Origin of the sequence: Escherichia sp. E4736 (assembly GCF_005781225.1) — a bacterium.
Lineage (GTDB): Bacteria > Pseudomonadota > Gammaproteobacteria > Enterobacterales > Enterobacteriaceae > Escherichia.
The window spans coordinates 1-12,082 of the sequence record NZ_VATT01000014.1; the positions used below are offsets into that span (position 1 = coordinate 1).

14 protein-coding genes and 1 pseudogene are annotated in these 12,082 nt (G+C 51.6%); 14 read left to right on the plus strand and 1 reads right to left on the minus strand.

Annotated elements, in window-relative coordinates; all coding sequences use genetic code 11:
- Positions 1 to 137, plus strand: a pseudogene (locus FEK46_RS23665) (hypothetical protein); the annotation flags it as partial.
- A gap of 517 nt (positions 138 to 654) precedes the next feature.
- Positions 655 to 1,788, plus strand: a complete 1,134-nt coding sequence (locus FEK46_RS09245) for an acyltransferase (protein WP_135559450.1) — start codon at positions 655 to 657, stop codon at positions 1,786 to 1,788.
- Positions 1,789 to 1,889: 101 nt separating this feature from the next.
- Here the strand turns inward: FEK46_RS09245 and fliE are convergent, their stop codons facing one another.
- Positions 1,890 to 2,204, minus strand: coding sequence for a flagellar hook-basal body complex protein FliE (gene fliE / locus FEK46_RS09250; RefSeq protein WP_130259938.1), 315 nt, complete (start codon positions 2,202 to 2,204; stop codon positions 1,890 to 1,892).
- A 214-nt stretch (positions 2,205 to 2,418) separates the two neighbouring features.
- Here fliE and fliF point away from each other — a divergent pair, with 214 nt between their 5' ends.
- The 12 genes from fliF (at position 2,419) to fliQ (ending at position 12,075) form a co-directional block, all read left to right on the plus strand.
- On the plus strand, positions 2,419 to 4,077 hold the full coding sequence (gene fliF, locus FEK46_RS09255; protein WP_130223611.1) for a flagellar basal-body MS-ring/collar protein FliF: 1,659 nt from the start codon (positions 2,419 to 2,421) through the stop codon (positions 4,075 to 4,077).
- A complete protein-coding gene (fliG, locus tag FEK46_RS09260; protein ID WP_032184453.1) occupies positions 4,070 to 5,065 on the plus strand; it encodes a flagellar motor switch protein FliG in 996 nt (331 codons plus the stop codon). The genes fliF and fliG overlap by 8 nt, the downstream gene beginning before the upstream one ends.
- Complete coding sequence (gene fliH / locus FEK46_RS09265) at positions 5,058 to 5,744, plus strand: flagellar assembly protein FliH (protein WP_130259939.1); 687 nt, start codon at positions 5,058 to 5,060, stop codon at positions 5,742 to 5,744. Before fliG ends, fliH begins: the two co-directional genes overlap by 8 nt.
- Positions 5,744 to 7,114: a flagellar protein export ATPase FliI gene (gene fliI / locus FEK46_RS09270; RefSeq protein ID WP_135559449.1), complete on the plus strand. Its 1,371-nt coding sequence runs from the start codon at positions 5,744 to 5,746 to the stop codon at positions 7,112 to 7,114. The genes fliH and fliI overlap by 1 nt, the downstream gene beginning before the upstream one ends.
- A gap of 21 nt (positions 7,115 to 7,135) precedes the next feature.
- Positions 7,136 to 7,579, plus strand: coding sequence for a flagellar export protein FliJ (gene fliJ, locus FEK46_RS09275; RefSeq protein WP_130208591.1), 444 nt, complete (start codon positions 7,136 to 7,138; stop codon positions 7,577 to 7,579).
- A complete protein-coding gene (locus tag FEK46_RS09280; RefSeq protein ID WP_135491543.1) occupies positions 7,576 to 8,703 on the plus strand; it encodes a flagellar hook-length control protein FliK in 1,128 nt (375 codons plus the stop codon). The genes fliJ and FEK46_RS09280 overlap by 4 nt, the downstream gene beginning before the upstream one ends.
- Before the next feature lie 104 nt (positions 8,704 to 8,807).
- On the plus strand, positions 8,808 to 9,272 hold the full coding sequence (fliL, locus tag FEK46_RS09285; RefSeq protein WP_135491544.1) for a flagellar basal body-associated protein FliL: 465 nt from the start codon (positions 8,808 to 8,810) through the stop codon (positions 9,270 to 9,272).
- Positions 9,273 to 9,276: 4 nt separating this feature from the next.
- Positions 9,277 to 10,281 carry a flagellar motor switch protein FliM gene (gene fliM / locus FEK46_RS09290; protein WP_135559448.1) on the plus strand — a complete coding sequence of 335 codons (1,005 nt, stop codon included), beginning with the start codon at positions 9,277 to 9,279 and terminating at the stop codon, positions 10,279 to 10,281.
- Positions 10,278 to 10,691, plus strand: coding sequence for a flagellar motor switch protein FliN (gene fliN / locus FEK46_RS09295; protein ID WP_135559447.1), 414 nt, complete (start codon positions 10,278 to 10,280; stop codon positions 10,689 to 10,691). Before fliM ends, fliN begins: the two co-directional genes overlap by 4 nt.
- Before the next feature lie 2 nt (positions 10,692 to 10,693).
- The gene (fliO, locus tag FEK46_RS09300; RefSeq protein WP_135407268.1) at positions 10,694 to 11,059 is read left to right on the plus strand and encodes a flagellar biosynthetic protein FliO; all 366 of its coding nucleotides are present in this window, start codon (positions 10,694 to 10,696) and stop codon (positions 11,057 to 11,059) included.
- Entirely contained in the window at positions 11,059 to 11,796 is a 738-nt protein-coding gene (fliP, locus tag FEK46_RS09305; RefSeq protein ID WP_130208599.1) for a flagellar type III secretion system pore protein FliP, read from the plus strand. Before fliO ends, fliP begins: the two co-directional genes overlap by 1 nt.
- Positions 11,797 to 11,805: 9 nt before the next feature.
- On the plus strand, positions 11,806 to 12,075 hold the full coding sequence (fliQ, locus tag FEK46_RS09310) for a flagellar biosynthesis protein FliQ (protein WP_000187358.1): 270 nt from the start codon (positions 11,806 to 11,808) through the stop codon (positions 12,073 to 12,075).
- The last annotated feature ends 7 nt before the right edge of the window (positions 12,076 to 12,082 follow it).

Sequence of the window (12,082 nt, forward strand, 5' to 3'; positions counted from 1 at the left end):
CTGAATTACCGATCCACTACAATCAACTTTATCTCAAACATGGCTTCACTGCCTGCGAGCCCTTCGCTGATTATAAACCGGATCCAAATAGCCGTTTTATGACCTTGAACTTATATGAAAATCATCAATTGTCATGACTGGTAGCCCAACCAACTGCGGCAGGGAATGCTGATTATGTGTTTACAACTCTTTTTTGTGCTTGCAGGCAGCTTCATATAAAGGTTCGATCACTTCATACTAATGAATACTCATTACCTTCCGGTGCGGCCCCGAAAGTGATTAATCAGTCGCCCATTACCTATTGTTCCAATGTAAATAGGACATCATACCCCCACTCTCACCATTGCTCGTACTGCCAACAACTTAGCTTTAGTGCACTCACCCCACTGTAAGCAAGTTAAATAACTCTGACAAAAACAGGGAACGTGCCATTTGCTCGTTATTTCTGCATTTTTATGAATATTGATTAAGTAATACCACCGGGGAATAAAATAACAAAATCGAGAATTAATATCACCTAAGTTAAATGATAAAGCACAGTTGTTTTCTATGGGATTACAATCTGATACTCTAGCTGAACTCTAAAGTAATCCATACCCATTCATATAGATTACTGATTATTTTTAACATTTGCTGAAGAAGAGTTTTGTTCATATGAACCTGTCATTTTCATTTATTTTAGCATTTTTCTGTATCGTAGGTGCATTAATCGCATTCAGCTTGCCAATATTTAAATTTCTTGATAACGACATTCAGCCAAACAGAGTCAATAGACTTGATGGCATGCGTTTTTATCTTGCATCTTTTGTTATATTCCATCATATGGACTGCGCTTACTCATATTTCACAACTGGCCAATGGGCTCCGATATCCCAATGGCTTTTAATTATGGGGAAGAATGGCGTAGCATTGTTTTTTATGACAACCGCTTATATATTTTGGGGAAAAATTAGGGACAAAGATAATATAGACTGGATTGATTTATATAAAAAAAGACTCCTTAGAATTGTCCCGTTAGCTTTCTTTTGCTCATTCCTGGCTATTTCTCTCCTTTTCATATTTACGGAAAAAATCCCATTCACCGCAACGACTATATCTAATTTACTGACCTGGTTTGATGGTGGTTTATGGGACAATAAATTACCAGTGACGGCTTTTCATACTCCCTTTATTGTATTAGCCGGAGTTACGTGGACATTAAAATGGGAATGGATGTTTTATTTCTCTCTTCCATTGCTATTTATTCTCAATAAAAGACCTATGGAACTGAGCATTGTCCTTTTTGCATTTTCATTTTATTTCTTACCTTCCTTCACGAATACAGCATATCTTTGGTCATATTTCTTTGCAGGAATGCTTTGTAAGGAATTGAAAGAAAGGGTTATCCTATCAAAGACCACTGCAAATTGTATTTTATTATCTACAATACTGCTGACCTATCTGTCAGCACCTACATTATATAGCTCGCCAGAAACTGCTTTCCTTGCTATTATTTTCTTTTGTATCATCTCTGGAGCCGAACTATTTGGTGCATTAACAACCAGAGCAGCTAAAAGATTAGGGGCGATTAGCTACAGTTTGTACCTCACGCAGGGGTTAGTACTTTTCCCAGTTTACAACTATCTGGCATCTGCAAAAATGATAGCTATTGGCCCCTTACTACTTTCGATACTTATTATAGCCTTCTTCGCTATTTGCCTTCTATCCACTTTCACTTACCATTTTATAGAGTTACCATTTATCAAAAAAATAAAGACTAACTCACCATCCTCATTACATGAAATATAAAAAATAATGAGAGTGTACTTATCTGCATTCACTAACCGCCTACCCAGGTTTCATAGACCAGTTGTTTTTGTTGTATCGGCAGGACGCCTCAGTTACAAAACCTACACTTGCATGGACATCATTTCCTGGTACGCCGCCACCAGCTTATTACGCACCTGAATCCCCATTTGCATTGAAACTGAGGCTTTTTGCATATCGGTCATCACATCGTTTAGCGCTACGCCGGGTTCGCCGAGGGTGAATTTTTCTGCCTGAGTGCGGGCGGCGGTTTGCGTATCACTTATACGATCGAGCGCGGCATGAAACTGTCCGGCAAAACTGATGCCAGGTTGTGGTAGTGATTCCTGCGCACGGGCACTCATCGCCGTAGCCTGTAACTGGCTGATAACCCCTTCAATCCCCTGTATGGCTGACATATTCATCTCCTGGACCATTTCTGGTAGCAGAGATTAACAGTAAGTCAATAAGATAAAGGCGTTAAATAACGATAAAAAACCGGGTTAATTGGCGCATAGAAAAAAATAAAACCACAAATAATGAGGCCGTCAATTTTTCGAGTTTGCTGACCCGGGAGTGCGTCTTGTTCCACTTTGCTAATAACGCCGTCTTTCATCTGCCGCGAGGTGCACGATGAATACGACTGCAGCCCAGACAAAATCTCTTGAGTGGCTTAATCGCCTACGCGCGAATCCGAGAATCCCTTTGATTGTTGCTGGTTCCGCTGCAGTGGCAGTGATAGTCGCGTTAGTTCTATGGGCAAAAGCCCCTGATTACCGCACGTTATTCAGCAACCTTTCCGATCAGGATGGTGGCGCGATCGTCAGCCAACTGACGCAGATGAACATCCCTTACCGCTTTAGTGAAGCCAGTGGTGCAATTGAAGTTCCGGCGGATAAGGTTCACGAATTGCGTCTGCGTCTGGCGCAGCAAGGCTTACCTAAAGGCGGGGCGGTCGGCTTTGAGCTGCTCGATCAGGAAAAGTTTGGTATCAGCCAGTTCAGCGAACAGGTGAATTATCAGCGAGCGCTGGAAGGCGAACTTTCTCGTACCATCGAAACCATCGGCCCGGTAAAAGGGGCGCGCGTGCATCTGGCGATGCCGAAACCGTCTTTATTTGTTCGTGAGCAAAAATCCCCTTCCGCATCGGTAACGGTGAATTTATTGCCAGGACGAGCGCTGGATGAAGGGCAAATTAGCGCCGTTGTGCATCTGGTTTCCAGTGCAGTAGCTGGGCTGCCACCGGGTAACGTTACACTGGTGGATCAAGGTGGGCATCTGTTAACCCAGTCCAACACCAGCGGGCGCGATCTCAATGATGTTCAGTTGAAATATACCAGCGATGTCGAAGGCCGCATTCAGCGTCGTATTGAAGCAATTCTGTCGCCTATTGTCGGCAACGGCAATATTCATGCGCAAGTCACAGCGCAGCTGGATTTCGCCAGTAAAGAGCAAACAGAAGAGCAGTATCGCCCTAATGGCAATGAGTCACAGGCAGCACTTCGTTCCCGTCAACTGAATGAAAGCGAGCAAAGCGGTTCCGGTTATCCGGGCGGCGTGCCGGGGGCATTATCTAATCAGCCCGCGCCCGCAAATAACGCGCCGATCAGTACGCCTCCGGCAAATCAAAACAATCGCCAGCAACAGACGAGCACCACCAGCAATAGTGGACCGCGCAGCACACAGCGTAATGAAACCAGCAACTACGAAGTCGATCGCACCATTCGTCATACCAAAATGAACGTCGGCGACGTGCAACGTCTGTCTGTCGCGGTAGTGGTGAATTACAAAACGCTGCCGGATGGCAAACCGTTGCCACTGAGCGCCGAACAGATGAAACAAATTGATGATCTGACCCGCGAGGCAATGGGCTTTTCGGAAAAACGCGGTGATTCGCTCAATGTCGTCAACTCGCTGTTTACCAGTAGTGATGAAAGTGGTGGTGAGTTGCCGTTCTGGCAACAACAAGCGTTTATCGATCAGTTACTGGCTGCCGGACGCTGGTTGCTGGTGATACTGGTGGCGTGGCTGCTGTGGCGTAAAGCGGTGCGTCCGCAATTAATCCGCCGCGCTGAGGTGGTGAAAGCCGTTCAGCAACAGACACAAACTCGCCAGGAGACGGAAGATGCAGTGGAAGTACGCCTGAGCAAAGACGAACAACTGCAACAACGCCGCGCTAACCAACGTCTGGGGGCTGAGGTAATGAGCCAGCGCATCCGCGACATGTCTGATAACGATCCGCGCGTAGTGGCGCTGGTCATTCGCCAGTGGATAAATAACGATCATGAGTAACCTGACAGGCACCGATAAAAGCGTCATTCTGCTGATGACCATTGGCGAAGACCGGGCGGCAGAGGTATTCAAGCACCTGTCCCAACGAGAAGTGCAAACCCTGAGCGCGGCAATGGCGAACGTCTCGCAGATCTCCAACAAACAATTAACTGAAGTACTGGCAGAGTTTGAACAAGAAGCCGAACAGTTTGCCGCACTGAATATTAACGCCAATGATTATCTGCGTTCAGTGCTGGTCAAAGCGCTGGGCGAAGAGCGTGCCGCCAGCCTGCTGGAAGATATTCTCGAAACCCGCGACACTGCCAGCGGTATTGAAACGCTCAACTTTATGGAGCCACAGAGCGCCGCCGATCTGATTCGCGATGAACATCCACAGATTATCGCCACCATTCTGGTGCATCTGAAACGCGCTCAAGCCGCCGATATTCTGGCGTTGTTCGATGAACGTCTGCGCCACGACGTGATGCTACGTATCGCCACCTTTGGCGGCGTACAACCTGCTGCACTGGCTGAACTGACAGAAGTGCTGAATGGCCTGCTCGATGGCCAGAACCTCAAACGCAGCAAAATGGGCGGCGTGAGAACAGCAGCCGAAATTATCAACTTGATGAAAACTCAGCAGGAAGAAGCGGTTATTACCGCCGTACGTGAATTTGACGGCGAGCTGGCGCAGAAAATCATCGACGAGATGTTCCTGTTCGAAAATCTGGTGGATGTCGACGATCGCAGCATCCAGCGTCTGTTGCAGGAAGTGGATTCCGAATCGTTACTGATCGCGCTGAAAGGTGCAGAACAGCCACTGCGCGAAAAATTCCTGCGCAATATGTCGCAACGTGCTGCCGATATTCTGCGCGACGATCTCGCCAACCGTGGTCCGGTGCGTCTGTCGCAGGTGGAAAACGAACAGAAAGCGATTCTGCTGATTGTGCGCCGCCTTGCCGAAACCGGCGAGATGGTGATTGGCAGCGGCGAGGATACCTATGTCTGATAATCTGCCGTGGAAAACCTGGACACCGGACGATCTCGCGCCACCACAGGCGGAGTTTGTGCCGCTGATGGAGCCAGAAGAAACCGTCACTGAAGAGGTCGAACCCAGCCTTGAGCAGCAACTGGCACAACTGCAAATGCAGGCCCACGAGCAAGGTTATCAGGCGGGGATTGCCGAAGGTCGCCAGCAAGGCCATGAACAAGGCTATCAGGAAGGTCTGGCTCAGGGGCTGGAACAAGGACTGGCACAAGCAAAATCCCAGCAAGCGCCGATTCATGCCCGGATGCAGCAACTGGTCAGCGAGTTTCAGACCACCCTTGACGCGCTTGATAGCGTGATTGCTTCACGCCTGATGCAGATGGCGCTGGAGGCAGCGCGTCAGGTGATCGGCCAGACGCCAACGGTGGACAACTCGGCACTGATCAAACAGATTCAACAGTTGTTGCAGCAAGAACCGCTATTCAGCGGCAAACCGCAGCTACGCGTGCACCCGGATGATCTGCAACGTGTTGATGAGATGCTCGGCGCAACCTTAAGTTTGCATGGCTGGCGCTTGCGCGGCGACCCGACCCTGCATCCTGGCGGTTGTAAAGTCTCCGCTGATGAAGGCGATCTCGACGCCAGTGTCGCCACCCGCTGGCAAGAACTCTGCCGTCTGGCAGCGCCAGGAGTGGTGTAATGACCACGCGGCTGACTCGCTGGCTAACCTCGCTGGATAACTTCGAAGCCAAAATGGCGCAGTTGCCTGCGGTGCATCGCTACGGGCGATTAACCCGCGCCACCGGGCTGGTGCTGGAAGCCACCGGATTGCAACTGCCGCTCGGCGCAACCTGTGTCATTGAACGTCAGAACGGCACCGAAACGCACGAAGTAGAAAGCGAAGTGGTTGGCTTTAACGGTCAACGGCTGTTTTTAATGCCGCTGGAGGAAGTGGAAGGCGTGCTGCCCGGCGCACGCGTTTACGCCAGAAATATCTCCGGCGATGGGCTGCAAAGCGGCAAGCAGCTACCGCTCGGTCCGGCGTTATTAGGTCGCGTTCTGGACGGCGGTGGTAAACCGCTCGATGGTCTGCCCTCCCCCGACACGACTGAAACAGGCGCCCTGATTACCCCGCCGTTTAACCCGTTGCAACGTACACCGATTGAGCATGTGCTGGATACGGGCGTGCGCCCAATTAATGCCCTGCTTACCGTTGGGCGCGGGCAGCGTATGGGGCTGTTTGCCGGATCTGGCGTTGGTAAAAGTGTGCTGCTGGGAATGATGGCACGCTACACGCGTGCCGATGTGATCGTCGTTGGTTTGATTGGTGAACGTGGGCGAGAAGTAAAAGATTTTATTGAGAATATTCTCGGTGCCGAAGGGCGTGCGCGCTCCGTGGTGATTGCCGCTCCGGCGGATGTTTCTCCGCTCCTGCGAATGCAGGGTGCCGCCTATGCCACGCGCATTGCCGAAGATTTTCGCGATCGTGGTCAGCATGTATTGCTGATTATGGACTCCCTCACCCGCTACGCGATGGCCCAGCGTGAGATTGCGCTGGCGATAGGCGAACCACCCGCCACCAAAGGTTATCCGCCGTCGGTATTCGCCAAATTACCGGCGCTGGTCGAACGTGCCGGAAACGGAATCAGCGGCGGCGGCTCGATTACCGCGTTTTATACCGTGCTCACCGAAGGCGATGACCAGCAGGATCCGATTGCTGACTCCGCGCGGGCGATCCTCGACGGTCACATTGTGCTTTCTCGTCGTCTGGCGGAAGCCGGGCACTATCCGGCAATTGATATTGAAGCCTCAATCAGCCGTGCAATGACGGCGTTGATCAGCGAGCAGCATTACGCGCGGGTACGTACATTCAAGCAGCTGTTGTCGAGTTTTCAACGTAACCGCGATCTGGTCAGCGTCGGCGCGTATGCCAAAGGCAGCGATCCAATGCTCGATAAAGCTATCGCCTTGTGGCCGCAGCTGGAGGGCTATTTGCAACAAGGCATTTTTGAACGCGCGGACTGGGAAGACTCTCTCCAGGGGCTGGAACGTATTTTTCCGACGGTGTGATTACGCAGGAGATAACAGCAGATGGCAGAACATGGCGCCCTGGCGACCCTGAAAGATCTGGCAGAAAAAGAGGTGGATAATGCGGCCCGCCTGCTGGGTGAAATGCGTCGCGGATGTCAGCAGGCGGAAGAACAACTCAAAATGCTGATCGATTATCAAAACGAATATCGCAGTAACCTGAACAACGACATGAGTGCAGGAATGACCAGTAATCGCTGGATCAACTACCAGCAGTTCATTCAGACGCTGGAAAAGGCCATTACCCAGCACCGCCAGCAGCTTAATCAGTGGACGCAGAAAGTTGACATTGCTCTGAACAGCTGGCGAGAAAAAAAACAACGTTTGCAGGCCTGGCAGACCCTCCAGGAACGGCAATCCACGGCGGCCCTGTTAGCAGAAAACCGCCTCGATCAGAAAAAGATGGACGAGTTCGCCCAGCGCGCCGCCATGAGGAAAACTGAATGATTCGTTTAGCGCCCTTGATTACCGCTGACGTTGACACATCCACATTGCCCGGTGCTAGCGCCACTGACACGGCACAGGATTTTCTTGCGTTGTTGAGCGGGGCATTAGCAGGAGATGCAGCACCAGGCAAAGCTTCGCCATTGCTTCAGGTTGCAGTGGATACCCCACACGCGCAAGGTAAAGAACGCGCCAACGAAATTCTGGCCGGGGTATTGCCGTCTGATTTACACATCGCTACTGACGAAACGCTGGCTGAAATAACCGCAGCACGACCCGATACAACGCCGCTGACGACGGCTCTGGTTAATACGCTGGCAGCCATGCCAGAAAAGGAGACGGTCGCCGACGATAAAACGGATGACCTTAATGAAGATGCTGTCGCCAGCCTGAGCGCCCTTTTTGCTATGCTGCCCGGTTTTGACAATACCCCCAAAGTGACTGATGCGCCTGTCACAGCGTTACCGACGCAGAAGCAAGCACTCTCAACAAAACTGACTACCGCGCAACTCGCAACAGCACAACCTGACGACGCCCCTGGTGCGCCAGATCAGCCATTAACACCGCTGGTCGCTGAAGCCCAGAGTAAAGCGGAGATCATCAGCACGCCTTCACCTGTTACTACTGTCACCAGTCCGCTAATTACTCCGCACCAGACGCAGCCACTGCCCACCGTCGCAGCGCCTGTTTTGAGCGCACCGCTGGGTTCCCACGAATGGCAACAATCCTTAAGCCAGCATATTTCGCTGTTTACCCGCCAGGGGCAACAAAGTGCCGAACTGCGTTTGCATCCGCAAGATTTAGGCGAAGTGCAAATCTCCCTTAAGGTGGATGACAACCAGGCGCAAATTCAGATGGTTTCACCGCATCAGCACGTGCGCGCCGCTCTGGAAGCGGCTTTGCCGGTACTGCGCACACAACTGGCAGAAAGCGGAATTCAGTTGGGGCAGAGCAATATCAGCGGTGAGAGTTTTAGCGGTCAGCAGCAGGCAGCTTCCGAGCAACAACAAAGTCCACGCACAGCAGGCCATGAACGCCTGACAACCGAGGATGACGATGCATTGCCAGTTCCAACAACTCTTCAGAGAGTTTCATCGGGCAATAGTGGCGTCGATATTTTCGCCTAACGTCAGAGGTAGCACCTTAATCCGCGTCTTTTCCCCGCTTTGCCACACTTAAGACGCAGGATAATTAGCCGATAAGCAGTAGCGACACAGGAAGACCGCAACACATGACTGATTACGCGATAAGCAAGAAAAGCAGGCGATCGCTTTGGCTCCCGATCCTGGTATTCATCACTCTCGCGGCTTGTGCCAGCGCGGGTTACAGCTACTGGCATTCGCAACAAGTGACCGCTGGCGACAAAGCGCAGCAACACGTCGTGCTCTCACCTGTCTTCTATGCGCTAGACACTTTTACAGTCAATCTTGGCGATGCAGATCGCGTGCTTTATATCGGTATAACGCTGCGACTGAAAGATGAAGCCACCCGTTCGCGGTTGAGCGAGTATTTGCCGGAAGTCCGCAGTCGCTTGCTGTTACTGTTTTCGCGCCAGGATGCCGCCGTGCTGGCAACGGAAGAAGGCAAGCAACAACTGATTGCCGCAATTAAAGCCACACTTTCCCCCCCGCTTGTTGCCGGGCAACCGAAACAGGATGTCACCGACGTGCTGTATACCGCTTTTATTCTGCGATAACGACATGGGCGATAGTATTCTTTCTCAAGCTGAAATTGATGCGCTGTTGAATGGTGACAGCGAGGTCAAAGACGAACCGACAACCAGTGTTAGCGGCGAAAGTGACATTCGTCCGTACGATCCTAATACCCAACGACGGGTTGTGCGCGAACGGTTACAGGCGCTGGAAATCATCAATGAACGTTTTGCCCGCCATTTTCGTATGGGGCTGTTCAACCTGCTGCGCCGTAGCCCAGACATTACCGTCGGGGCCATTCGCATTCAGCCGTACCATGAATTTGCCCGCAACCTGCCGGTGCCAACCAACCTGAACCTTATCCATCTGAAACCGCTGCGCGGCACAGGGCTGGTGGTGTTTTCGCCGAGTCTGGTGTTTATCGCCGTGGATAACCTGTTTGGCGGCGATGGTCGCTTCCCTACCAAAGTAGAAGGTCGTGAGTTTACTCATACCGAACAGCGCGTCATCAATCGCATGTTGAAGCTGGCACTTGAAGGCTATAGCGACGCGTGGAAGGCGATTAATCCGCTGGAAGTCGAGTACGTGCGTTCCGAAATGCAGGTGAAATTTACCAATATCACCACCTCACCGAACGACATTGTGGTTAACACGCCGTTCCATGTGGAGATTGGCAATCTGACCGGCGAATTTAATATCTGCCTGCCATTCAGCATGATCCAGCCGCTGAGGGAATTGTTGGTTAACCCGCCGCTGGAAAACTCGCGTAATGAAGATCAGAACTGGCGCGATAACCTGGTGCGCCAGGTTCAGCATTCACAGCTGGAGCTGGTTGCCAACTTTGCCGATATTTCGCTGCGCCTGTCGCAGATTTTAAAGCTGAAGCCCGGCGATGTCCTGCCGATAGAAAAACCCGATCGCATTATCGCCCATGTTGACGGCGTTCCGGTACTGACCAGCCAGTACGGCACCATCAACGGTCAGTATGCGTTACGGATAGAACATTTGATTAACCCGATTTTGAATTCTCTGAACGAGGAACAGCCCAAATGAGTGACTTGAATAATCCGGCCGATGACAACAACGGCGCAATGGACGATCTGTGGGCTGAAGCGTTGAGCGAACAAAAATCAACAAGCGGCAAAAGTACGGCTGAAGCCGTGTTCCAGCAGCTTGGCGGCGGCGACGTCAGTGGAACATTGCAGGATATCGACCTGATTATGGATATTCCGGTTAAGCTGACCGTCGAACTGGGCCGCACACGAATGACCATCAAAGAGTTGTTGCGTCTGACGCAAGGGTCAGTCGTGGCGTTGGACGGTCTGGCGGGCGAACCACTGGATATTCTGATCAACGGTTATTTAATTGCTCAGGGCGAAGTTGTCGTAGTCGCTGATAAATATGGCGTGCGGATCACCGATATCATTACCCCGTCCGAGCGGATGCGCCGCCTGAGCCGTTAGTGATGAATAACCACGCTACTGTACAACCTTCCGCGCCGGTTTCTGCTGCTCCGCTCCTTCAGGTGAGCGGCGCGCTAATTGCCATTATTGTCCTGATCCTCGCTGCGGCCTGGCTGGTAAAAAGGCTGGGATTTGCTCCCAAACGTAATGGCACGAACGGGCTGAAAGTCAGCGCTAGTGCCTCGTTGGGGGCGCGTGAACGGGTTGTGGTGGTCGATGTGGAAGATGCGCGACTGGTGCTCGGTGTTACTACCGGGCAAATCAATCTGCTGCATAAACTTCCCCCTTCTGCGCCAACGGAAGAGTTACCTCAAGCCGATTTTCAGTCGGTCATGAAAAATTTGCTTAAGCGTGGCGGGAGAGCCTGATGCGTCGCCTCTTGTCTGTCGCACCGGCCCTTCTCTGGCTGCTTACTCCCCTCGCCTTTGCTCAACTGCCTGGCATCACCAGCCAGCCGCTGCCTGGCGGTGGACAAAGCTGGTCACTCCCAGTGCAGACGCTGGTGTTCATCACCTCGCTGACTTTTATTCCGGCAATTTTACTGATGATGACCAGCTTCACCCGCATCATCATTGTTTTTGGTTTATTGCGTAACGCACTGGGAACGCCCTCCGCGCCGCCCAACCAGGTTTTGCTGGGGCTGGCGCTGTTTTTGACCTTTTTTATTATGTCTCCGGTAATCGACAAAATTTATGTCGATGCGTACCAGCCATTCAGCGAAGAGAAAATTTCAATGCAGGAGGCACTGGAAAAAGGGGCGCAGCCACTGCGTGAGTTTATGCTGCGCCAGACCCGCGAGGCGGATTTAGGGTTGTTTGCCAGGCTGGCGAATACCGGCCCGTTGCAGGGACCTGAAGCAGTGCCGATGCGCATTTTGCTCCCGGCCTACGTGACCAGCGAGTTGAAAACCGCCTTCCAGATAGGCTTCACGATTTTCATTCCGTTTTTGATTATCGACCTGGTTATTGCAAGTGTGTTGATGGCATTGGGGATGATGATGGTTCCCCCCGCGACCATTGCCCTGCCGTTTAAACTGATGTTGTTTGTACTGGTGGATGGCTGGCAATTGCTGGTCGGCTCGCTGGCACAAAGCTTTTACAGCTAGAGAGGCCAAATGACACCCGAATCGGTCATGATGATGGGGACAGAAGCGATGAAAGTCGCGCTGGCACTGGCTGCCCCGCTGTTGCTGGTGGCGCTGGTCACCGGTCTTATCATCAGCATTTTGCAGGCCGCCACGCAGATTAACGAAATGACGCTGTCGTTCATTCCGAAAATCATCGCCGTATTTATCGCCATTATTATTGCCGGACCGTGGATGCTCAACTTGTTGCTGGATTACGTTCGTACCTTATTCACTAACCTACCGTATATCATCGGGTAATCGATGC

Coding starts and splice junctions, on each gene's coding strand:
- fliP (WP_130208599.1), top strand. CDS start 11,059: ATGCGTCGCCTCTTGTCTGTCGCACCGGCCCTTCTCTGGCTGCTTACT.
- FEK46_RS09245 (WP_135559450.1), top strand. CDS start 655: ATGAACCTGTCATTTTCATTTATTTTAGCATTTTTCTGTATCGTAGGT.
- fliE (WP_130259938.1), bottom strand. CDS start 2,204: ATGTCAGCCATACAGGGGATTGAAGGGGTTATCAGCCAGTTACAGGCT.
- fliI (WP_135559449.1), top strand. CDS start 5,744: ATGACCACGCGGCTGACTCGCTGGCTAACCTCGCTGGATAACTTCGAA.
- fliQ (WP_000187358.1), top strand. CDS start 11,806: ATGACACCCGAATCGGTCATGATGATGGGGACAGAAGCGATGAAAGTC.
- fliM (WP_135559448.1), top strand. CDS start 9,277: ATGGGCGATAGTATTCTTTCTCAAGCTGAAATTGATGCGCTGTTGAAT.
- fliF (WP_130223611.1), top strand. CDS start 2,419: ATGAATACGACTGCAGCCCAGACAAAATCTCTTGAGTGGCTTAATCGC.
- fliN (WP_135559447.1), top strand. CDS start 10,278: ATGAGTGACTTGAATAATCCGGCCGATGACAACAACGGCGCAATGGAC.
- FEK46_RS09280 (WP_135491543.1), top strand. CDS start 7,576: ATGATTCGTTTAGCGCCCTTGATTACCGCTGACGTTGACACATCCACA.
- fliG (WP_032184453.1), top strand. CDS start 4,070: ATGAGTAACCTGACAGGCACCGATAAAAGCGTCATTCTGCTGATGACC.
- fliJ (WP_130208591.1), top strand. CDS start 7,136: ATGGCAGAACATGGCGCCCTGGCGACCCTGAAAGATCTGGCAGAAAAA.
- fliL (WP_135491544.1), top strand. CDS start 8,808: ATGACTGATTACGCGATAAGCAAGAAAAGCAGGCGATCGCTTTGGCTC.
- fliO (WP_135407268.1), top strand. CDS start 10,694: ATGAATAACCACGCTACTGTACAACCTTCCGCGCCGGTTTCTGCTGCT.
- fliH (WP_130259939.1), top strand. CDS start 5,058: ATGTCTGATAATCTGCCGTGGAAAACCTGGACACCGGACGATCTCGCG.